Here is a 21246-nt window from a genome sequence, read left to right as displayed (position 1 = left end):
TCCCGGAGCCAACACATGACCACCCAAGATTCTGTAGACGCCTTCACCTCCGCCCGCACCATCACCACCCCCGCCGGCCCGCCCCATCCCGGCCAGCCCGCGTGGAACACCCAGCGCGCCAGTTCCATGCCGGTCGACCGGTATCGCAGCTTCACCCAGGAAGTCCCCGGCGGTGCGCCGGCCGCGCCGTTCGACCGCACCTGGCCGGACACGGTGGTCGAGACCGCACCGATGTGGTGCGCGGTGGACCTGCGGGACGGCAATCAGGCGCTGATCGACCCGATGAGTCCGCAGCGCAAGCGCCGCATGTTCGACCTGCTGGTGCGCATGGGATACAAGGAGATCGAGGTCGGCTTCCCGTCCGCGAGCCAGACCGACTTCGACTTCGTCCGCGAGATCATCGAGCAGGGCGCGATCCCCGACGACGTCACCATCCAGGTGCTGACGCAGTGCCGCCCCGAGCTGATCACCCGCACCTTCGAGGCGTGCCAGGGCGCGCCGCGCGCCATCGTGCACTTCTACAACTCCACGTCGATCCTGCAGCGCCGCGTGGTGTTCCGCGCCGACCGCGACGCCGTCAAGAAGATCGCCACCGAGGGCGCCCGGATGTGCGTCGAGGAGGCCAAGAAGTATCCGGACACCCGGTGGCGGTTCGAGTACTCGCCGGAGTCCTACACGGGCACCGAACTGGAGTACGCCGTCGACGTCTGCAACGCCGTCGCCGCGATCGTCGAGCCGACGCCCGAGGTGCCGCTGATCGTCAACCTGCCGGCCACCGTCGAGATGGCCACCCCGAACGTCTACGCCGACTCCATCGAGTGGATGAGTCGCCATCTGAGCCCGCGGGACAGCATCATCTTGAGCCTGCACCCGCACAATGACCGCGGAACTGCCGTCGCCGCAGCCGAATTGGGTTACCAGGCCGGTGCGGACCGGATCGAGGGCTGTCTGTTCGGCAACGGGGAACGCACCGGCAACGTGTGTCTGGTGACGCTGGGGCTGAACCTGTTCAGTCGCGGCGTCGATCCCCAGATCGACTTCTCCAACATCGACGAGATCCGCCGCACCGTCGAATACTGCAACCAACTGCCAGTGCACGAACGGCACCCCTACGGCGGCGACCTGGTCTACACCGCCTTCTCCGGCAGCCACCAGGACGCCATCAACAAGGGCCTGGACAGTATGAAGGTCGCCGCAGATGAGGTGGGCGCGGATGTCGACGACATCCTGTGGCAGGTCCCGTACCTGCCCATCGATCCCAAGGACGTCGGCCGCACCTACGAGGCCGTCATCCGGGTGAACTCGCAGTCCGGCAAGGGCGGGGTGGCTTACATCATGAAGGCCGACCACGGGCTGGCGCTGCCGCGGCGGCTGCAGATCGAGTTCAGCCAGGCCATCCAGAAGATCACCGACGGTGAGGGCGGCGAGGTGTCGCCCAAGGAGATGTGGGACGTCTTCGCCGAGGAGTACCTGTCGCCGGTCCGGCCGCTGGAGCGGATGCGCCAGCGCGTCGACGCCGCGGAGGTCGACGGCGGCACCGACACCATCACCGCGGTGGTCAAGGTGGACGGCGAGGAGCGCGAGATCGTCGGCGCGGGCAACGGGCCGCTGGCGGCGTTCTGCGACGCGCTGGGCGCCATCGGCTACGACGTCTCGGTGCTGGACTACTCCGAGCACGCGCTGTCGGCGGGCGAGGAAGCCCAGGCCGCGGCGTACGTGGAGGCGTCGATCGGCGGCAAGACCGTGTGGGGCGTCGGCATCGCCACCTCGATCACCACCGCATCGCTGCGCGCGGTGGTGTCGGCGGTCAACCGCGCCGCGCGGATCTAGAACAGCGCGAACTGGTCACCGGCGGGCGCCGCGTCGAGGAAGTCCTCGATGCCGGTGCCGCCGATGACGTCGTCCACGGCGCGCATGAATTCGTGGTCGGACAGGATCGGGACGCCGAGTTCCTGCGCCTGGAAGCCCTTACCCTGCGCGGCGCCCGGATCGTTGCAGATGACCACCGACGTCTGCAGATCGACGGCGTCGACGTAGGCCAGTCCGGCATCCAGGATGCGCTCGACGAGCTCCTCGTGGGTGCGGGCAACCTCGGCCGACAGCGCCACCCGCATCCCCTGCACCAGCGGGCGGCCCGCGATGTACGGTCCGGGGTTGAGGTACGCGCACGGCAGCCGGGCGGCCAGCACCTTGAGCGGCTGCAGTTCGTCGTGGGTGACCCGGCCGTTGGGCCAGCGCCGCCGACCGACCGCACGGGTCGGCAGCCACGTCCTGCGCTCGCGGGCCCGGGCCAGGCTCGGCTTCAGGATCTGCGCGAGCACCTGCGCATCGTCGAGGGCGTCGTGCGGACGCAGTTGCGGAACCCCGAAGTGCGCGGCCAGCGTCTCCAGCCGCAGATTCTCCGCACCCAGCTCGAGACGGCGGGCGAGTTCGACGGTGCACATCACCGAGTCGATCGGCAGTTCGGCGCCGACGAGTTCGGCCTCCGCGGTGAGGAAGGCGTAATCGAAGCCGACGTTGTGTGCGACCAGCGTCCGGCCGTCCAGCAATTCGGCCAGGTCGGCGACGACGTCACCGAAGCAGGGTTGACCGGCCAGCATCTGAGCGGTCAGGCCGTGCACGTGCGTCGGCCCGGGATCCACCCCGGGGTCGAGCAGTGTGGACAGCGTGCGTTCGACGCTGCCGTCATCCCCGACCGCGAGCGCAGCGAGGCTGACGATGCGCGCCTGCCCGGGCCGGAAACCCGAGGTCTCGACGTCGACGACGGCCCAGCCTGTACCGGTGTCGCCCGCTGGTCTTCCCCAACCGTGGCTCACCTTCTCAGCGTGGCACGCCCCTCCGACAATCTCGGATCGCAGCGGGGTGTGTCGCCCTCTTAGACTGCCGGGGATGGTCACACCGAGAGGACGCGCCGCTCTGGCGGCCGGCGCAGGCGCCCGCTGGGCGTCACGCGTGACGGGTCGCGGCGCCGGAGCCATGATCGGCGGGCTGGTCGCGATGACCCTGGACCGCTCGATCCTGCGTCAACTCGGCGCCGGCCGGCGATCGGTCGTCGTCACCGGCACCAACGGCAAATCCACCACCACGAGGATGACCGCAGCCGCGCTGGGCACCCTCGGCCCGGTGGCGACCAACGCCGAGGGCGCGAACATGGACGCCGGGCTGGTGGCGGCGCTGGCCGCCGCGCCCGAGGCGTCCCTGGCGGCGCTCGAGGTCGACGAGATGCACGTGCCGCACGTGCTGGATGCGGTGGACGCCGCCGTCGTCGTCTTCCTCAACCTGTCGCGCGATCAGCTCGACCGGGTCGGCGAGATCAACCACATCGAGCGCACACTGCGCGCCGGGCTGACCCCACACCCGTCGGCGGTGGTGGTGGCCAACTGCGACGACGTGTTGATGACCTCCGCGGCCTATGACCACCCATCGGTGGTGTGGGTCGCCGCGGGTGGCAGCTGGGCCAACGACTCGGTCAGCTGCCCACGCTCCGGCGAGGTCATCGTCCGCGACGGCAGTCACTGGTATTCGACCGGTACCGACTTCAAGCGGCCGACGCCGCAGTGGTGGTACGACGACACCCATCTACACGGTCCCGAAGGACTGTCGCTGCCGATGACGCTGGCGCTACCGGGTGCGGTCAATCGTGGCAACGCCGCCCAGGCCGTCGCCGCTGCGGTGACCCTCGGCGCGGACCCCGCCGCCGCCGTGGCCGCCGTATCGGGGGTGGACGAAGTGGCCGGCCGGTACCGCACCGTGCGGGTGGGTGCACACACGGTGCGCGTGCTGCTCGCCAAGAACCCGGCCGGCTGGCAGGAGGCGCTGTCGATGGTGGACAAACACGGCGCCGGGGTGGTGATCGCGGTGAACGGTCAGGTGCCCGACGGCGAGGATCTGTCATGGCTGTGGGATGTCCGGTTCGAACATTTCGACGGTACTGACGTCGTCGCCGCCGGCGAGCGCGGCACCGACCTCGCAGTGCGGCTCGGCTACGCCGGCGTCGAGCACACGCTGGTGCACGACACGATGGCGGCAATCGCCTCCTGCCCACCCGGACACGTCGAGGTGATCGCCAACTACACGGCGTTCCTACAGTTGCAGCGGCGGTTGGACCGTGTCTGAATCCAGCGTCCGCATCGGGCTGGTGCTGCCCGATGTGATGGGCACCTACGGCGACGGCGGGAATGCCGTGGTGCTGCGCCAGCGCCTCCGGTTGCGGGGCATCGACGCCGAGATCGTGGAGATCACGCTGGCCGATCCGGTGCCGGCCGAGCTGGACCTCTACACCCTCGGCGGTGCGGAGGACTACGCGCAGCGGCTCGCGACCAAACACCTGCTGCGCTACCCCGGTCTGCAGCAGGCAGCCTCGCGGGGGGCGCCCGTGCTGGCGATCTGCGCGGCGATCCAGGTGCTGGGTCACTGGTACGAGACGTCCTCGGGTGAGCGGGTCGACGGGGTGGGCATGCTGGACGTCACCACCACGCCGCAGCCCGTCCGAACGATCGGCGAGGTGGTGTCCCAGCCGCTGGTCGCGGGCCTGGGCGAACGACTGACCGGATTCGAGAATCACCGCGGCGGAACGACTCTCGGGCCCGACGCGGCACCGCTGGCACGGGTCGAGAAGGGTGCGGGCAACCGAGCCGGCGACGGCGTCGACGGTGCGGTGCAGGGCAGCGTGGTCGCGACGTATCTGCACGGGCCGTGTCTGGCTCGCAATCCCGAGCTGGCCGACCAGCTGCTCAGCAAGGTCGTCGGCGATCTGGCGCCGCTGCCGCTCGCGGAGGTCACGCAGCTGCGGCGTGAACGGCTGGCCGCACCCCGTCGCCTCTGAGCCCCTCAGCTGTCGGCGTACATCGCCGGATTGATGTCGGCGAGGCTTTCGAAGGAAGGCTTCGCGATGTAGTAGCCCTGAAAAAGGTGAACGCCGATGTCTTCGAGGCAACGAAGTTCATCACGCTGTTCCACCCCCTCAGCGACGACCTCGATTCCCAGTTCGCGACTCAACTCGACGATGGCGGTACAGATGATCCTGCGGGCCTTGTCACGATCGATGTCTCGAATCAGACCCATATCGAGCTTGATCAAGTCGGGCTGGAAATCCGCCAGAAGATTCAGTCCGGCGAAACCGGCCCCGAAATCGTCGATCGCAACGATGAATCCGCGTTGGCGGTAGTCAGTCAATATGTCCCGCAGGTGCGTGAGATCTGTGATCTGCTCACCCTCGGTGACCTCGAAGACGATGCGGTCGATCGGAAAGTTGTACATCTGCGCCGCTTCCAGCGTCGTCCGGATGCACAGTTCGGGCTTGTAGACGGCATTGGGCATGAAATTCACGTTCAGCCGGGTCGAAATCCCCAATTCCGACGCCAATTTGATCGCCTGGACTCGGCAGGTCTGATCGAATCTGTACAGATTATGGTCGCCGACCTGCGCGAACACTGCCGACGCCGGCTCGTTGTGGGCGCCGCGAACCAGGGCCTCGTGGGAGTAGATCTGCCGGGTCTCGGTGTCGAAGATCGGCTGGAAAGCCATGGATATGTCGAATCCGAATGCGGCACCGTCGACACAGGCCCGGCAGTTCAGAGCAACATAGTCGACGGGCTTCCCCACAGAGGAGATCTTAGACGGGCTTCACGCCATCGCGCGGCGGCCGGCCAGCGCGCGGCCCAGCGTCAACTCGTCGGCGAATTCGAGGTCGCCACCCATCGGCAGACCCGAGGCGATCCGGGTCACCGTCAGCCCCGGGATGTCGCGCAGCATCCGCACCAGATAGGTGGCCGTGGCCTCACCCTCGGTGTTCGGATCGGTCGCGATGATCACCTCGGCGATGTCCACACCGTCGACCCGCTCGCCGATCCGGTTGAGCAGCTGGCGGATCCGCAGCTGGTCGGGTCCGATCCCCGACAGCGGGTCGAGCGCCCCGCCGAGGACGTGATAGCGGCCGCGGAACTCCCGCGTCCGCTCGACCGCCTGCACGTCCTTGGGCTCCTCGACGACGCACACCAGCGACGCGTCCCGGCGGGAGTCACTGCAGATGCGGCAACGGTCGCCGTCGGAGACGTTGCCGCACACCTCACAGAACTTCACCCCGTCGCGGACGCGGTTCAGCGCCGCGGACAGCCGGTCGATGTCGGTCGGCTCGACGCTGAGCAGATGGAATGCGATCCGCTGGGCGCTCTTCGGCCCGACCCCGGGCAACTTGCCGAGTTCGTCGATGAGGTCCTGGACCGGCCCCTCAAACACGTGCGGACACTCTAGAGACCCGGAATCCCCAAGCCGCCCATCCCGCCCGCGAGCGGCCCCAGCCGATCGTGCGCCATGATGGTGACCTGCTGCGATGCGTCGGCGATCGCGCCGACGATCAGGTCCTGGAGGGTCTCGACATCGTCAGGGTCGACCACCTTGGGATCGATCGCGACGCCGAGCACCTCACCGCTGCCCTTCATCGTCACCTGGACCAGGCCGCCACCGGCCTGCCCGTGCACCTCGGCGTTGGCCAGCGCCTCCTGCGCCTCCATCAGCTGCTGCTGCATCTGCTGAGCCTGCGCCAGGAGCGCGGACATATCAGGCTGACCACCGGGTTGCATGACGGATCCCCTCGGAAGTGTTCACGACGTCTTGGTAAAAACTCGGTCTCGACTTGGTTGCTCTCGCCGGAATCGAGCGCTTCGCCCTTCAAGGGTAGTCGGCACCCGGGCTACGGTGGCGGCCGTGCCTGCCAGCCTGCGTGTCGGAGCCGCGATCGCCGCCAGCCTGCTGATCGCTGCGTCCACCCTCGCCGCCCCCGCCGCCGCCGCGCCCGCCAACATCGCCGGGAAGATCGTCTTTCTCGATCCGGGCCACAACGGGGCCAACGACTCCTCGATCAGCAAGCAGGTGCCCACCGGCCGCGGCGGCACCAAGGACTGCCAGACCAGCGGCACCTCCACCGAGGACGGCTACCCCGAACACACCTTCAATTGGGACACCACCCTGCGGATCCGACAGGCGCTCACCGCTCTGGGTGTGCGTACCGCGATGTCCCGCGGCAATGACAACGCGCTGGGTCCCTGCGTCGACGAGCGGGCCGCGCTGGCCAATTCCGTGCGTCCCAATGCGATCGTGTCGATCCACGCCGACGGCGGACCGCCCACCGGACGCGGCTTCCACGTGCTGTACTCGTCCCCGCCGCTGAACGAGGCACAGGCCGGACCCGCCGTCCAGTTCGCCCAGATCATGCGCGACCAGCTGTCCGGATCGGGCTTCGTCCCGTCCACCTACATCGGTTCCGGCGGCCTCGACCCGCGCAGTGACATCGCCGGGCTCAACCTCGCCCAGTACCCGTCGATCCTCGTCGAGCTGGGCAATATGAAGAACCCGGCCGACGCCGGGTTGATGAAGACCCCCGAGGGCAGGCAGCGTTACGCCGACGGCGTGGTGCGCGGGATCGCCGCCTTCCTGGCGATGCAGCCCTAGGCGCCCTTCTCGACCTCACGCTTAAGATTGGCCAGCACCTCGGCCTGGATCTTCCTCAGGCCCAGCGGGGCGAAGATCTTCTCGAAGAAACCTTTGACGCCCCCGGCGCCCGACCAGGACGTCTTCACCGTGACCGATGCGCCCGGACCGGCCGGGGCGACGGTGTAGTTGGTGACGAGCGTCGAGTTGGCGTCCTTCTCGATCACCGTGTGGCCGGCCACGTCGACGGTGGCCTTGACGTCACGCACGCGGGACTCGGTGGCCTGCAGCTTCCAGGTGGCCACCGTGCCGGCGCCCTGGCCGCCTTCGAGCACGCGGTAGTCGCGATAGTGCTCGGAGAGGATCTTCGGGCGGACTGTCTGGTAGTCGGCGACCGCTGCCAGCACCGTCGCCGGCTCGGCGTCGATCATGACGGTGCTGGACGCGCTGACCTGTCCCATCGGTCGATACTCCTTCGTCGCGGTGCGGTCGCATCGGCTACGACCGGGGACTAGCGTATATGCGTGTCTGTTGTTCCGACCGACGCACGGGCTGCTCACGCTGCAGGCGTGGAGCGGCTACTCGCCAGCTACCGGGCGATTCCGCCAGCCGCCACCGTGCGCCTCGCCAAACCCACGTCGAACCTGTTCCGCGCCCGCGCCAAGAGCACCGGCCCCGGGCTCGACACCTCCGGGCTGACGGGGGTGATCGCCGTCGACCCGGACGCTCGCACCGCGGATGTCGCCGGCATGTGCACCTATGAGGATCTCGTCGCGGCCACCCTGCCCCACGGGCTGTCTCCGCTGGTGGTACCGCAGTTGAAGACGATCACCCTGGGCGGCGCGGTCACCGGTCTGGGCATCGAGTCCGCATCGTTCCGCAACGGTCTGCCGCACGAGTCGGTGATCGACATGGACATCCTCACCGGCGCCGGCGAGATCGTCACCGCGAGCAGGGACCGGTGCCCTGATCTTTTTCATGCGTTCCCGAACTCCTACGGCACCCTGGGCTACTCGGTGCGGCTGAAGATCGAACTCGAACCGGTCAAACCCTTCGTCGCGCTGCGCCACCTGCGCTTCACCTCGCTGACCGAGCTGGTCGCCGCGATGGATCGCATCATCGAGACCGGTGGCCTGGACGGCGCACCCGTGGACTACCTCGACGGGGTGGTGTTCAGCGCCGAGGAGAGCTATCTGTGCGTGGGCGTGCAGACCGCGACGCCCGGCCCGGTCAGCGACTACACCGGCAGCCAGATCTACTACCGCTCGATCCAGCATCCGGCGTCGCCGGACGGTGTGAGCGAGAAGCACGACCGGCTGACCATCCACGACTACCTGTGGCGGTGGGACACCGACTGGTTCTGGTGTTCGCGGGCGTTCGGTGCCCAGAACCCGGCGATCCGCCGGTGGTGGCCGCGGCGCTACCGGCGTAGCAGCTTCTACTGGAAGCTCATCGCCTACGACCGTCGCTTCGACATCGCCGACCGCATCGAGAAGCGCAACGGACGCCCACCGCGGGAGCGGGTGGTCCAGGACGTGGAAGTGCCGATCGAACGCACCACCGAATTCCTGCAGTGGTTCCTCGACAATGTGCCCATCGAACCGGTTTGGCTGTGCCCATTGCGGTTACGTGATGGCGGTGGCTGGCCCCTGTATCCGATCCGACCGCAGCACACCTACGTCAACATCGGGTTCTGGTCGTCGGTGCCGATGGGGCCGACCGACGGTCACACCAACCGGCTCATCGAAGGCAAGGTCAGCGAGCTGGACGGCCACAAGTCCCTGTACAGCGACGCGTACTACTCTGCGGAGGAGTTCGACGAGCTCTACGGCGGCGAGACGTACACCACGGTGAAGAAGGCCTACGACCCGGACTCCCGACTGCTTGGTCTCTATGCGAAGGCGGTGCAACGGCAGTGATCATCAAAGACAGTGCGCCCGAACGGAAGTTGACGCTGGCCGAGATCCTCGAGATTTTCGCTCCCGGCCAGGAACCGCTGCGGTTCACCGCATACGACGGCAGCAGTGCCGGCCCGCCGGACGCCACCCTCGGGCTGGATCTCAAGACCCCGCGCGGCACGACCTATCTGGCCACCGCGCCAGGCGATCTGGGGTTGGCGCGGGCCTACGTGGCCGGCGATCTCGACCTGCTCGGCGTACACCCCGGTGACCCCTACGAATTGCTGCGTGCCCTCTCGGCGGTGGACTTCAAGCGGCCGCCGGCCCGGGTGCTGGCCCAGGTGGTCCGCTCGATCGGCCTCGAACGGCTCAAGCCGATCGCCCCGCCGCCGCAGGAGGCGCTGCCCCGGTGGCGTCGCATCGCGGAAGGTATGCGGCACAGCAAGTCCCGTGACGCAGATGCGATCCACCACCACTACGACGTGTCGAACACGTTCTACGAGTGGGTGCTCGGACCGTCGATGACCTACACCTGCGCCTGCTACCCGAGCGCGGAGGCGGCCCTGGAGGAAGCGCAGGACAACAAATACCGCCTGGTGTTCGAGAAGCTGCGTCTGCAACCCGGGGACCGTCTGCTCGATGTTGGCTGCGGTTGGGGCGGGATGGTGCGCTACGCCGCCCGCCACGGCGTCAAAGCCGTCGGGGTGACCCTGTCCAAGGAACAGGCGCTCTGGGGGCAGAAGGCCATCGCCGACGAGGGACTGACCGATCTCGCGGAGATCCGCCACGGCGACTATCGCGACATCCGGGAGAGCGGCTTCGACGCTGTGTCGTCGATCGGGCTCACCGAGCACATCGGGGTGCACAACTACCCGTCGTACTTCCGCTTCCTCCAGTCCAAGCTGCGCGTCGGCGGACTTCTGCTCAACCACTGCATCACCCGGCCGGACAACCGCTCCGGCGCCCCGGCGGGCGGATTCATCGACCGGTACGTCTTCCCCGACGGGGAGTTGACCGGTTCGGGCCGCATCATCTCCGAGGCTCAGGACGTCGGGCTCGAGGTGCTGCACGAGGAGAATCTGCGCCACCACTACGCGATGACCCTGCGCGACTGGTGCCGCAACCTGGTGGAGCACTGGGACGAGGCCGTCGCCGAGGTCGGGCTGGGCACCGCGAAGGTGTGGGGCCTCTACATGGCCGGGTCGCGGCTGGGCTTCGAGACCAATGTCGTTCAGCTGCACCAGGTGTTGGCGGTCAAGCTCGACGCCCGCGGGCACGACGGCGGTCTGCCGCTGCGGCCGTGGTGGTCGGCCTGAGGCAGGGTTAGCCGCCGTCGATGCGGCGGGCGCCCAGTTCGTTCTGCAACAGTTCCAGGGCCGCTTCCTCGGGATCGCGCCGCGGGCCGGCCTCCTCGCGGACGGCCTCGGCGAGCATGCTCTCCTCGTCGTCCTCGGCCGGTCGCACGGGCGGGGGTGCGGGCCGGGCAGGTGCGGCGGGCGGCTGTGCGGGTGCGGCGCCCGCCTCGCACCGAATGGTCCAGTCGACCCCGAGCGCATCCTTGAGCGCCTCTCGGATGACATCGGAATTACGTTGCTCGACAAGACGTTTGGCTAGCGGCGCCGACTCGTGGGCGAGCACCAGCGTGCTGCCTTCGACCGAGCGCACGATGGCGCCGGCGAGCATCACGTCGATGGTGCGGCTGCGCTGACGGACCTTCTCGCGCACGGTGGTCCACATGCTGCGCACCGCCGCCGCGTTCGGTTCACCCGCCACCGTCGCCGGCGCCACCGGCGGCGCCTCGACGATCGGATCCGCCGGCGGCCGCACGGGCGGGGGTGAGGGCCGGGGCTCGGGGTCGGGGGGCCGCGGCTGGGCGACCGGCTCGGGTTCGGGCGCCGGCTCCGGCTCGGGCGCCGGCTCGTGTTCGCGCGCCGGCTCGGGTGCCGGATCGGAAGCCTGGCTCTTGCGGCTGAACGTCTTGACCGGCGCCGGCGCGGGCACCCCGGCCGGCCGGTCCGACGCCGGGATCGACATGTCCAGGCGGGTCTCGATGCGCTCGACGCGCTGCAGCAGCGCCGCCTCGGTGTCGCTGGCCGACGGCAGCAGCAGCCGCGCGCACACCACCTCGAGCAGCAGTCGCGGCGCTGTCGCGCCCCGCATCTCGCCCAGCCCGGCGTGCACCACCTCGGCGTAGCGGGTCAAGGTCGCCGTCCCCACGCGGGCAGCCTGCTCACGCATCCGCTCGAGCACGTCGCCCGGGGCGTCGACCACCCCGCGGGCGGCCGCATCCGGCACCGCCTGCAAGACGATCAGGTCGCGGAACCGCTCGAGGAGATCGACGGCGAAGCGGCGCGGATCGTGCCCCGCGTCGATCACCGACTCGACGGCCCCGAACAGTGCGGCCGCGTCGCCGGCGGCCAGCGCGTCGACCGCGTCATCGATCAGTGCGACGTCGGTGGCCCCCAGCAGGGCCAGCGCCCTGGCGTATCTGATGTGGTTGCCCTCGGCCCCGGCGAGCAACTGGTCGAGCACCGACAGCGTGTCGCGCGGCGAGCCGCCGCCGGCCCGGATGACGAGCGGATACACCGCGTCGTCGGCGGTGACGCCCTCGTCGGCGCAGATCCGTTCGAGCAGCGTGCGCATGGTCTTCGGGGCGAGCAGCCGGAACGGGTAGTGATGGGTGCGCGAGCGGATGGTGGGCAGCACCTTCTCCGGCTCGGTGGTGGCGAACACGAAGATCAGGTGATCCGGCGGCTCCTCGACGATCTTGAGCAGCGCGTTGAAGCCGGCGGTGGTCACCATATGCGCTTCGTCGACGATGAAGATGCGGTAGCGCGACTGTGCGGGTGCGTAGAACGCACGGTCGCGCAACTCGCGGGTGTCGTCGACGCCGCCGTGGCTCGCCGCGTCGAGTTCCACCACATCGACGTTGCCCGGCCCATTGGGCGCCAGAGCGACGCAGGAATCGCAGACCCCGCACGGCGTCGGCGTCGGCCCCTCGACGCAGTTCAGTGACCGGGCCAGGATGCGCGCCGAGGACGTCTTGCCGCAGCCGCGCGGACCGGAGAACAGATAGGCGTGGTTGATGCGGCCCGCGGACAGGGCGGTCGAGAGCGGTTCGGTGACGTGCTCCTGGCCGACCACCTCCGCGAAGGTCGCCGGTCGGTACTTCCGGTAGAGCGCCACGGTCAGCAGGCTACCGATGCAGTCCGACGCGGTGGGGCCGGCCGCACCCTCACTGCGCCAGCAGGGACTCGGTGGCCGCGAGCAGCGCGCAGGTGGCCAGGCCGTCGATCGCCGCACGCAGATCCGGGATCGACGGGAACGTCGGCGCGATGCGAATGTTCTTGTCCTCGGGGTCTTTTCGGTACGGGAACGCCGACCCCGCCTCGGTCACGGCGATGCCGGCGTCCTTGGCCAGCGCCACCGTGCGCTTCGCGGTCCCGGGCCAGACGTCGAGGCTGACGAAGTAGCCGCCCTTGGGATCGGTCCACGACGCGACCTTGGAATCGGCGAACCGGTCCTCGAGGATCTCGGCGACCAGCGCGAATTTCGGCGCCAGCAGCTCGCGGTGACGCTGCATGTGCAGCCGAACCCCGTCGGCGTCACCGAAGAAGCGCAGATGCCTTAGCTGGTTCACCTTGTCCGGGCCGATCGTCTTCTTCCCGGTGTGCTGCAGGTACCAGGCGATGTTGCCCAGCGAGCCACCGAAGAATCCGACGCCGGCGCCGGCGAAGGTGATCTTCGAGGTGGAGGCGAAGACCAGCGGACGGTTCTGATTGCCCGCCGCGGCGGCCAGACCCAGCACGTCGACCTGGCGCAGGGATTCGGGGGTCAGCGTGTGCACGGCGTAGGCGTTGTCCCAGAACAGCCGGAAGTCTGCCGCGGCGGTGCGCATCTGCACCAGTCGGCGCACCACCTCCCAGGAGTACGTGACGCCGGTCGGGTTGGAGAACACCGGCACGCACCACATGCCTTTGATGGCGGGATCGCCGGCCACCAGTTCCTCGATGAGGTCGACGTCGGGGCCGTCTTCATGCATGGGCACGGGGATCATCTCGATGCCGAGGCTCTCGGTGATCGCGAAGTGCCGGTCGTAGCCCGGGGCCGGGGCCAGGAACTTCACCGCCGGCTCGTGGCTCCAGGGCCGCGGCGAGTCGACGGTGCCGTGCAGGAGCGAGAACACCACCGCGTCGTGCATCATCTCCAGGCTGGCGTTGTTGCCGGCGATCAGGTTCGGGACCGGGATGCCGAGCAGCTCGCCGAAGATCGCCCGCAGTTCGGGCAGCCCGTGCAGACCGCCGTAGTTGCGGACGTCGGTGCCGTCGCCGTCGCGGTGGTCGTCGGGCCCGGGCAGACCCAGCAGACGGTTGGACAGGTCCAGCTGGTCCGGCGACGGCTTACCGCGCGTGAGGTCCAGGCGCAGCTTCTTGGCCTGTAGATCGGCGTAGTTGCGCTGCTGCTTCTCGCGCTCGGCGATCAGTTCGTCGCGGCCGAGGGATTGGAACGACACCGCGCGCCTTTCACCATTGCCAGAAATCGAAGGGGACCCCGCGCACCCGCCAGAGCCCGTTGACCCTTGCTGCCTTCCGGCCCTGGGGGAGTTCACAGGATGGACGCCGCGCGGGGTCCGAGTCGAGTGTAGTACCCGGCCCAACCGGCGCCCGGACCGGAGCACCAGCGCGGTCGGCTACCATGGCCCGCGGAGGATTCGCCTAGTGGCCTATGGCGCTCGCCTGGAACGCGGGTTGGGTTAACAGCCCTCAGGGGTTCAAATCCCCTATCCTCCGCGCCCGGTCCGGGGTGTGACCGCATCATCGATCCGGTCACACCCCGGCCGCCAATCTCGAGGAGGAGTATTGCGGCGCTCCATCGCAGTCGTCTGGCACGCATCGTTCTCCGTCATCGCGGCTGCGCTGTATTTCTTCTTCGTCCTGCCTCGCTGGTGGGAGTTGATGGGGCAGACGTCGCACACGCTCGGCACGGTGCTGCGCATCGTGACCGCTGCCCTGATCGGTCTGGCCGCCCTGCCGGTCGTCTTCACGCTGCTGCGCACCCGGCGCCCCGAACTCGGCACGCCGCTGCTGGCCCTGCGACTGCGGGTCACCTCGATCGCGCTGCATGTGCTGGCCGCCGCCCTGATCCTCGGCGCCGCGATCAGCGAGATCTGGCTCGACCTGGACACCGCCGGGACGTGGCTGTTCGGTATCTACGGCGCCGCGGCCGCCATCGCGCTGCTCGGGATCCTGGCGTTCTATCTCGCCTTCGTCGCCGAGCTGCCGCCGCCGCCGCCCAAACCGCTCAAGCCGAAGTCCCAGACACAGCGCCGCGGCCGCGGCAAGGCGGCCGCGGAAGCAGAGTCGGCTGAGACACCGGCTGAGACGCCGGCTGAGGCGGAATCCGCGCCGCCGGCGGACGAGACGACCACCGAAGAGGCCGACGAGGCCGATCCCGACACCGACACCGACGCCGACACGGCCGACGACACGGCCGACGAGCCCACCGCCGAAGCCGCCGACGAGCCCACCGCCAAGGGTGGCCGGTTCCGCAACCGCCGCCCGGCCAACAAGGACTCCACCACGTCCCGTCGCCGCCGCACCCGGGGCGGCGTCGCCGTCGAAGACTGAGGTCAGGGGCCCTTCCCTCGACGTAGCCGCCGTTGATCATGAAGATGTCATGAGAACGGCCGTTACAAATCGTCGACGGAGGGCAATAAATGGGCATGCATGTCACCCGCTCGCTGCGTGTGTTCTCGATTCTGATCGCCGCGGTGGTGGCACTCGTCGTCCCCGTCACGGTGCCGGCCACGTCCGTCGCGCAACCGCTGGATCCGGTCGTCGCCGCGGCCGCCGTCGAACCCGCCGTGGCGCGGATCGACACCGAGATCGACTACCAGAGCGCCTACGGCGCGGGCACCGGCATCGTCCTGGATCCGGGCGGGCAGGTGTTGACGAACTACCACGTCGTGCAGGGCGCCGACCGCACCAACGTGACCGTCGGAGGCCGGTCGTACCCCGCGACCCTGGTCGGCTACGACCGCGGCCGCGACATCGCCGTCATCCAGCTGCTCGGGGCCGGGGGCCTGCCGGTAGCGCCGATCGGCGATTCGACGGCCCTGGTCCCGGGCGAGCCGGTGGTGGCCCTGGGCAACGCCAGCGGCTCCGATGCCCCGCTCACCCGTGAGGTCGGCAGCGTCACTGCGTTCGATCGCACGGTGCAGGCCGAGGACTCGCTGACCGGAGCCTCCGATGAACTCAACGGCCTGATCGAGATCGCCGCGCCGGTACGCGCCGGGGACTCGGGCGGTCCGGTGGTCAACGGCGCGGGACAGGTCGTCGGCATCACGGTCGCGGCGTCGGTGAACTATCGGATGGGTCCGGGCGGCAAAGGCTTCGCGATCCCCATCAACGAGGCCATGAATGTCGCGAATCTGATCCGCAGCCGGACCCCCACCGACACCGTGCACATCGGACCGCCCGCCCTGCTGGGTGTCGGCGTCAGCACCGCACCCTCGGCGACACCGGGCGTGACGATCCAGGAGGTGCTGCGCGGCGGGCCGGCCGAGGCGGCCGGTCTGATGGACGGCGACGTGCTGGTCAGCGTCGACGGTGTCCGGCTGGATTCCGCCACGGCGCTGACCTACACGCTCGACCGGCACTATCCGGGTGACGTCGTCGACCTCACCTGGGTGGATCGGGCCGGAGCGCTTCGCGACGGCAAGGCCACGCTGGCTCCCGGGCCTTAGCGCGAGGCCGACAGGCGCCGTTCGAGACCGCCGATCACCAGGTCCAGCTCGAAGTCGAACTGTCCGTCGTCGGACGCCGGCTCCGTGCCCAGTACGCGCCGCAGCGCGGGGTAGTCAGCCGCGGAGTTCCGGTCGAGGGCGGCCCGCGTCTCGACTCGGTGCACTTCGCGCACGGCGTGGTGTGCCGCCGACTGAGCTACGTTGGCGACGGCGGTGACGCCCCGCCGGGCGTCGTCGGTGCCGAAGCCCGCCGTGAGCAGCGCGTCGAGCACGCGCTCGGCCAGGTCGAGAACCGCCGAGGCACCCGCACCGCGGAACGGTGTGTTCTCGATGACCGCGCTCATCCGGGAGCCGACCTGCACCATCCCATCCCGATAGGCGGTCGCGTAGGCCCGTAACACGGCCCGCCAGTCGCCGTCGGTGGGCAACCGGACCCGCCGCAGTTCGCGCTCGAACCCGTCGAGCACGACGAGCGTCAGGAGCCCCTGCCGATCGCCCACGTAATAGTGCAGCGCCTTGCGGCTGACCCCGAGCGCGTCCGCCACCGCCTGCATCGTCAGCCCGCTGCCCTCGGCGCGGCGGGCCGCGGCGACGATCTGTTCGCGGCTGATGCGCGGCGGCCGCCCTCGCGGCCGGCGTTGCGCGGTGTCCATGCGGTCACCCTACGCAGCATCGATACCTTTTTCTCCGATCGGCAAAAAAGCATCCGAGCGCGACCTCCGCCGCCCTAGTCTGAGCGAGTGCCAAACAACTATCGGGTCGTCCAGTGGACGACCGGCAACGTGGGAAAGAGCTCCGTCGCGGCGATCGCCGCCAATCCGCACCTCGAGCTGGTCGGTTGCTACGCCTGGTCGAAGGAGAAGGCCGGCCGCGATGTCGGTGAGCTGGCCGGAATCGAACCGCTGGGCGTCACCGCCACCGACGACATCGACGAGCTGCTCGCGCTCGCCCCGGATGCCGTCGTCTACAACCCGATGTGGATCGACGTCGACGAACTGGTCCGCATCCTGGAAGCGGGTGTCAACGTGGTCGCGTCGGCGTCGTTCATCACCGGCCACAATCTGGGCGAGGGACGCGCTCGGCTGGCCGCCGCCTGCGAGAAGGGCGGTGCGACGTTGTTCGGCTCCGGCGTCTCCCCCGGTTTCGCCGAACTGCTGGCGATCGTGGCGTCCACCGCGTGTGATCGCGTCGACAAGATCACCATCGCCGAGTCCGCCGACACCACGCTCTACGACTCCCCCGACACCGAGCGTCCGGTGGGATTCGGCACCGCCATCGACGACCCGAACCTGCAGCCGATGGCCGCCAAGGGCACCCAGGTGTTCGCTGAGGCGGTCCAGTTGGTGGCGGATTCGTTGGGCATCGAACTCGACGAGATCGTGTGTGAGTCGCAGTACGCGCAGACCACCGACGATCTCGTGATGGCGTCCTGGACCATCCCGGCCGGCCATGTGGCGGGCGTGGCGGCGAGCTGGCAGGGCCGGGTGGGCGGCCGGACCGTCATCGACGTCAACGTCCGATGGAAAAAGGGTCAGACCTTGGATCCGGACTGGCAGCTCGACGGGGATGGCTGGAAGATCACCATCGACGGGCGACCGACGGTCAACATGGCTGTCGGCTTCCTGCCGCCGCAGGACATGATCGAGAACGCCAAGACGCTCGAGGATTTCTTCGTGCTGGGCCACATCATGACGGCGATGCCGCCCATCCACGCGATCCCGGCGGTGGTGGCCGCCGCACCCGGCATCGCCACCTACACCGATCTGCCGCTGCCACAGGCGCGCGGTGTGGTGCCGCTGGGCTGATCGCTCAGGGCTGCGCGGGCGGCGGCACGGGTTCGGCACTCACCGACGGACCTTGCACCGGCGCCTCCACCACGTCGGTCACGGTGGCGGTCAAGGTGGCGCCGGGCGGTCCGATGAGGGTGACATCCTTGAGGAAGCGGGCCTGATCGTCGGCCACGGTGAACGACCCGTCCTGCGGCGCACGTCCGCCGTCCACCCGATAGCTGACGCGTAATTCCTTGTCCGGCAACGCCACCATGCCGACGTACTTGGGCTCGATCGAATAGACGTAGGCGCAGTCACCGGCCGGGTCACAGGCCGTCTCGGTGACCAGCACCGTGACGGTGAAATCCCGCGCAGTCGGCATCCGCGGCGGAGGCATCGGTCGCGACGTGGCGGTGGACGCCTGCCGGTCACCGCCACCGGTGAGCAGGAACGCCCCGACGCCTATTCCGCCGCCGACCATCGCGATGAGCGCGAGCGCCGCAGCCGCCTTCCGGACGGCGCCGGATCTGTCGGTGACCCCCATGAGCGGAACCTTAGCCCAGTCAGGTCCGGCGGTTACCGTGCTCGTCCCAGTGTTCGGCGACCTTCTTGCTCGGCTGCACCCGGGGCGGTTCGCCCGGCATCTTGGGGTAACTGGGCGGATACGGCAGATCGCCGAGTCCGCGCTCCTGTTCGTCGGCCGCGACCATGTCCAGCAGGCCCTGCAGCGACTGCGCGTTCGCGTCGATGCCGGCCCACGGGTCGGGCCGGCCGGCCACGAACTCGGGAACCGAGCTCATCGTGTAGTCGTCGGGGTCGGCGTCGGCGAGCTCCGCCCAGGTCAACGGCGTCGACACGGTGGCGATCTCGGTTTTACGCACCGAGTAGGCCGAGGCGAACGTCCGGTCGCGGGCGTTCTGGTTGTAGTCGATGAACACCCGTCGTCCGCGTTCCTCCTTCCACCACGACGCCGTCACCGCATCGGGAGCCCGCCGCTCGACCTCCCGCGCGAGCGCGATGCCGGCGCGACGCACCGCGATGAAATCCCAGTCGGGCGCGATGCGCAGGAAGATGTGCGCGCCGCGACCTCCGGAGGTTTTCGGGTAGCCCACCAGGCCGAGCTCGTCGAGCAGTGGTTTGAGCACATCGACGGCGATCGAGCGCGCCTCACGAAATCCGGTGCCGGGCTGCGGGTCCAGGTCGATGCGCAGCTCGTCGGGGTGCTCGACATCCGGGCAACGGACCTGCCACGGGTGCAGGGTCACGGCGCCCATCTGAGCCGCCCACGCGATCGCCGAGGGGTGGGTGATCTTCAGTGCGTCGGCGGTGCGTCCGGACGGAAACGTCACCTCGCAGGTCTGGAGATAGTCGGGGTGTTTCTGCGGCACCCGCTTCTGATAGATCTCCTCACCCTCGATACCGTCCGGGAAGCGCTGCAGGTGCACAGGGCGATCGCGCAGCACGGCGACCATCGGGTCGGCGACGGCGAGGTAGTACTCGACCAGCGCCCGCTTGGTACCGCGTTCGCCGAGCTTGGGGAAGTAGACCTTGTCCGGGTTGGTCAGCCGGACGGCCACCCCGTCGACATCGAGTTCTTCTGCGGGAGTGGGCATGTCAGGACCGTTCCAGGACGTCGTAGAGGTCGTAGTTCAGTGGTACGTCGAGCTGGTCGAAGGTGCAGCTGCGGGGATCGCGGTCCGGGCGCCAGCGACGGAATTTCACCGCGTGCCGGAATCGTCGCCCGTGCACGGTGTTGCCCTCCATCTGGTCGTAGGCCACCTCAGCCACCCTCTCCGGCCGGATCGGGATCCAACGTTTGTCGGCGGCGGAATTCCACCGGCTCGGGTCGCCGTCGCGCACCTCGTCGCCCTCACGTAGCGGTTCGAGTTCGGCCAGCAGCTTGAGCCGGTCCCTGGTGGTGAACGATGCTGCACCGCCGACCATCTGAAGCTCCCCATCGTCGCGGTAGAGCCCCAGCAGGATCGATCCGAGGCCTTCCCCGCTCTTGTGGATGCGGTAGCCCATGGCGACGCAGTCGGCATCGCGGGCGTGCTTGACCTTGACCATCTCCCGTTTACCCGGCAGATACGCACCCTCGAGCCGCTTGGCGATCACCCCGTCCAGACCTGCCCCCTCGAAGGTGTTCAGCCACTGGGCACCCAACTCCGGGTCTTCGGTGGTGCGGGTGACGTGGCACCAGGTCTTCTCGGTGACCGCTTCGGCCAGGGCGGCGCGGCGGATCCGGAACGGCTCCTTGAGCAGCGACCGGTCCGCGGTGGCCAGCGCGTCGAAACCGATGAAGTGCGCAGGGGTCTGCTCGGCCAGCAGCGTGATCCGGCTGGCGGCCGGATGCACCCGCTGCGACAGGGATTCCCAGTCCAGCCGGACTCGGCCGCCGATCTCCCGGGGCACGACGATCTCGCCGTCCAGAACACAGCGGGTCAGCGTCTCCTCGCGCAGTGCGTCGAGCAGTTCGGGGAAGTAACGACCGAGATCCTTTCCGTTGCGCGACTGCAGGACGACCTCGTCACCGTCGCGGAACACCAGGGCGCGGAAGCCGTCCCACTTGGGCTCATAGGACCACACGCCGGCGGCGTCGGGCACCGTGGTCTGGGCCTTGGCCAGCATCGGCTCCAGCGGCGGCTGCACAGGGAGGTCCACGCCTTCATTCTTACGCCCGCGATGCTGGCGTCCGGCTCGACGCGGCCGAATGCGTCCAGTACACCAGGGGGGTGCCAGATTCCAGCGACGACGTGTGGAAAGTGCTGTCCACCGCAAGGGCCATCCGCCGCTTCACCGACGAGCCGGTCGATGACGAGATCCTCGAGCGCTGCCTGGAGGCGGCGACCTGGGCGCCCAACGGCGCCAACGCCCAGCTGTGGCGGTTCATCGTGCTCGACGCCCCTGAGCAGCGTCGCGCCGTGGCCGAGGCCGCCCAGATCGCCCTGCAGTCGATCGAAGCCATCTACGGGATGAACCGGCCCGCCGCCGACGATCAGAGCCGGGCCGCCCGGAACAACCGCGCCACCTACGAGTTGCACGACCGAGCAGGGGAATACACGTCGGTGCTGTTCGCCGCGTTCAAGAACGAGTTCTCGTCGGAGTTCCTGCAGGGTGGCTCGATCTATCCCGCGCTGCAGAACTTCTATCTGGCCGCCCGGGCACAGGGACTCGGCGCCTGCTTGACCAGCTGGGCGTCCTATGCCGGCGAGCCGATTCTGCGCGAGTCGATCGGCGTACCCGACGAGTGGGTCCTGGCCGGGCACGTCGTCGTCGGCTGGCCACGGGGACGTCACGGTCCGGTGCGCCGCCGCCCGTTGACCGATGTGGTGTTCCGCAATCGATGGGATGCCCAGCGCGCCGACATCACCTACGGCCGCGGCGCGCGACCGCGGTGACGGTGGCT

The 21246-nt window shown here is 69.0% G+C and carries 21 protein-coding genes, 1 tRNA gene and 1 other RNA gene; 11 read left to right on the top strand and 12 right to left on the bottom strand.

Features of this window, described 5'->3' with window-relative positions; all coding sequences use genetic code 11:
* Positions 1 to 15 precede the first annotated feature (15 nt).
* A complete protein-coding gene (leuA, locus tag ACN27E_RS20035) occupies positions 16 to 1830 on the top strand; it encodes a 2-isopropylmalate synthase (protein ID WP_422744086.1) in 1815 nt (604 codons plus the stop codon).
* Here the strand turns inward: leuA and ACN27E_RS20030 are convergent.
* Positions 1827 to 2816 (bottom strand): DEDDh family exonuclease, encoded by a 990-nt coding sequence (locus ACN27E_RS20030; protein ID WP_422744084.1) that lies wholly within the window; start codon positions 2814 to 2816, stop codon positions 1827 to 1829. The genes leuA and ACN27E_RS20030 overlap by 4 nt on opposite strands.
* Positions 2817 to 2889: 73 nt before the next feature.
* On the opposite strand from ACN27E_RS20030, the gene ACN27E_RS20025 reads away from it, so the two are divergent.
* A complete protein-coding gene (locus ACN27E_RS20025; RefSeq protein ID WP_422744083.1) occupies positions 2890 to 4116 on the top strand; it encodes a MurT ligase domain-containing protein in 1227 nt (408 codons plus the stop codon).
* A complete protein-coding gene (locus tag ACN27E_RS20020; RefSeq protein ID WP_422744081.1) occupies positions 4109 to 4825 on the top strand; it encodes a type 1 glutamine amidotransferase in 717 nt (238 codons plus the stop codon). The genes ACN27E_RS20025 and ACN27E_RS20020 overlap by 8 nt, the downstream gene beginning before the upstream one ends.
* Positions 4826 to 4830: 5 nt before the next feature.
* On the opposite strand, the gene ACN27E_RS20015 is transcribed toward ACN27E_RS20020, so the two are convergent.
* Genes ACN27E_RS20015 through ACN27E_RS20005 form a run of 3 tightly spaced genes read right to left on the bottom strand, consistent with a single transcriptional unit; the run spans position 4831 to position 6581 of the window.
* The gene (locus ACN27E_RS20015; protein WP_422744079.1) at positions 4831 to 5604 is read right to left on the bottom strand and encodes an EAL domain-containing protein; all 774 of its coding nucleotides are present in this window, start codon (positions 5602 to 5604) and stop codon (positions 4831 to 4833) included.
* A gap of 21 nt (positions 5605 to 5625) precedes the next feature.
* Positions 5626 to 6237, bottom strand: a complete 612-nt coding sequence (gene recR, locus ACN27E_RS20010; RefSeq protein WP_422744077.1) for a recombination mediator RecR — start codon at positions 6235 to 6237, stop codon at positions 5626 to 5628.
* Between the two features lie 11 nt (positions 6238 to 6248).
* Complete coding sequence (locus ACN27E_RS20005) at positions 6249 to 6581, bottom strand: YbaB/EbfC family nucleoid-associated protein (RefSeq protein WP_422744075.1); 333 nt, start codon at positions 6579 to 6581, stop codon at positions 6249 to 6251.
* A 124-nt stretch (positions 6582 to 6705) separates the two neighbouring features.
* Between ACN27E_RS20005 and ACN27E_RS20000 the strand changes: the two genes are divergently transcribed.
* The gene (locus ACN27E_RS20000) at positions 6706 to 7449 is read left to right on the top strand and encodes an Rv3717 family N-acetylmuramoyl-L-alanine amidase (RefSeq protein WP_422744073.1); all 744 of its coding nucleotides are present in this window, start codon (positions 6706 to 6708) and stop codon (positions 7447 to 7449) included.
* Here ACN27E_RS20000 and ACN27E_RS19995 read toward each other — a convergent pair.
* Positions 7446 to 7889, bottom strand: a complete 444-nt coding sequence (locus ACN27E_RS19995) for an SRPBCC family protein (protein WP_422744072.1) — start codon at positions 7887 to 7889, stop codon at positions 7446 to 7448. The two genes, ACN27E_RS20000 and ACN27E_RS19995, sit on opposite strands and share 4 nt — an antisense overlap.
* Positions 7890 to 7952: 63 nt before the next feature.
* On the opposite strand from ACN27E_RS19995, the gene ACN27E_RS19990 reads away from it, so the two are divergent.
* On the top strand, positions 7953 to 9347 hold the full coding sequence (locus tag ACN27E_RS19990; RefSeq protein WP_422744070.1) for an FAD-binding oxidoreductase: 1395 nt from the start codon (positions 7953 to 7955) through the stop codon (positions 9345 to 9347).
* Complete coding sequence (locus tag ACN27E_RS19985) at positions 9344 to 10642, top strand: class I SAM-dependent methyltransferase (RefSeq protein WP_422744068.1); 1299 nt, start codon at positions 9344 to 9346, stop codon at positions 10640 to 10642. Before ACN27E_RS19990 ends, ACN27E_RS19985 begins: the two co-directional genes overlap by 4 nt.
* A gap of 7 nt (positions 10643 to 10649) precedes the next feature.
* Here ACN27E_RS19985 and ACN27E_RS19980 read toward each other — a convergent pair whose 3' ends face one another.
* The 3 genes from ACN27E_RS19980 to ffs all read right to left on the bottom strand — a co-directional run bounded on the left by ACN27E_RS19980 (position 10650) and on the right by ffs (position 13962).
* Positions 10650 to 12512 (bottom strand): DNA polymerase III subunits gamma/tau, encoded by a 1863-nt coding sequence (locus tag ACN27E_RS19980; protein WP_422744066.1) that lies wholly within the window; start codon positions 12510 to 12512, stop codon positions 10650 to 10652.
* Between the two features lie 49 nt (positions 12513 to 12561).
* Positions 12562 to 13839, bottom strand: coding sequence for an aminotransferase class I/II-fold pyridoxal phosphate-dependent enzyme (locus ACN27E_RS19975; RefSeq protein ID WP_422744064.1), 1278 nt, complete (start codon positions 13837 to 13839; stop codon positions 12562 to 12564).
* A 26-nt stretch (positions 13840 to 13865) separates the two neighbouring features.
* Positions 13866 to 13962: signal recognition particle sRNA small type (gene ffs / locus ACN27E_RS19970), an RNA gene on the bottom strand.
* 68 nt (positions 13963 to 14030) lie between these two features.
* Here ffs and ACN27E_RS19965 point away from each other — a divergent pair.
* From ACN27E_RS19965 to ACN27E_RS19955, 3 genes are all read left to right on the top strand, one after another.
* Positions 14031 to 14116 (top strand) — tRNA-Ser (locus ACN27E_RS19965).
* Between the two features lie 69 nt (positions 14117 to 14185).
* Positions 14186 to 14953 carry a hypothetical protein gene (locus tag ACN27E_RS19960; RefSeq protein ID WP_422744062.1) on the top strand — a complete coding sequence of 256 codons (768 nt, stop codon included), beginning with the start codon at positions 14186 to 14188 and terminating at the stop codon, positions 14951 to 14953.
* Positions 14954 to 15042: 89 nt separating this feature from the next.
* Positions 15043 to 16071 (top strand): S1C family serine protease, encoded by a 1029-nt coding sequence (locus ACN27E_RS19955; RefSeq protein WP_422744061.1) that lies wholly within the window; start codon positions 15043 to 15045, stop codon positions 16069 to 16071.
* Here the strand turns inward: ACN27E_RS19955 and ACN27E_RS19950 are convergent.
* Entirely contained in the window at positions 16068 to 16724 is a 657-nt protein-coding gene (locus tag ACN27E_RS19950; protein WP_422744059.1) for a TetR/AcrR family transcriptional regulator, read from the bottom strand. The genes ACN27E_RS19955 and ACN27E_RS19950 overlap by 4 nt on opposite strands.
* An 87-nt stretch (positions 16725 to 16811) precedes the next feature.
* Between ACN27E_RS19950 and ACN27E_RS19945 the strand changes: the two genes are divergently transcribed.
* Positions 16812 to 17876 carry a dihydrodipicolinate reductase gene (locus ACN27E_RS19945; RefSeq protein WP_422744058.1) on the top strand — a complete coding sequence of 355 codons (1065 nt, stop codon included), beginning with the start codon at positions 16812 to 16814 and terminating at the stop codon, positions 17874 to 17876.
* 4 nt (positions 17877 to 17880) lie between these two features.
* On the opposite strand, the gene ACN27E_RS19940 is transcribed toward ACN27E_RS19945, so the two are convergent.
* Genes ACN27E_RS19940 through ACN27E_RS19930 form a run of 3 tightly spaced genes read right to left on the bottom strand, consistent with a single transcriptional unit; the run spans position 17881 to position 20501 of the window.
* Entirely contained in the window at positions 17881 to 18384 is a 504-nt protein-coding gene (locus tag ACN27E_RS19940; RefSeq protein WP_422744056.1) for a hypothetical protein, read from the bottom strand.
* 19 nt (positions 18385 to 18403) lie between these two features.
* On the bottom strand, positions 18404 to 19453 hold the full coding sequence (ligD, locus tag ACN27E_RS19935; RefSeq protein WP_422744054.1) for a non-homologous end-joining DNA ligase: 1050 nt from the start codon (positions 19451 to 19453) through the stop codon (positions 18404 to 18406).
* A gap of 1 nt (position 19454) precedes the next feature.
* The gene (locus ACN27E_RS19930; RefSeq protein WP_422744053.1) at positions 19455 to 20501 is read right to left on the bottom strand and encodes an ATP-dependent DNA ligase; all 1047 of its coding nucleotides are present in this window, start codon (positions 20499 to 20501) and stop codon (positions 19455 to 19457) included.
* A gap of 71 nt (positions 20502 to 20572) precedes the next feature.
* Between ACN27E_RS19930 and ACN27E_RS19925 the strand changes: the two genes are divergently transcribed.
* A complete protein-coding gene (locus ACN27E_RS19925) occupies positions 20573 to 21238 on the top strand; it encodes a nitroreductase family protein (RefSeq protein ID WP_422744051.1) in 666 nt (221 codons plus the stop codon).
* Positions 21239 to 21246: the final 8 nt, after the last annotated feature.

The organism is Mycobacterium sp. WMMD1722 (assembly GCF_049315205.1).
GTDB lineage: Bacteria > Actinomycetota > Actinomycetes > Mycobacteriales > Mycobacteriaceae > Mycobacterium.
The sequence above is the reverse complement of the archived record's forward strand: the minus strand, read 5'-3'. Positions and strand labels throughout refer to the sequence as shown.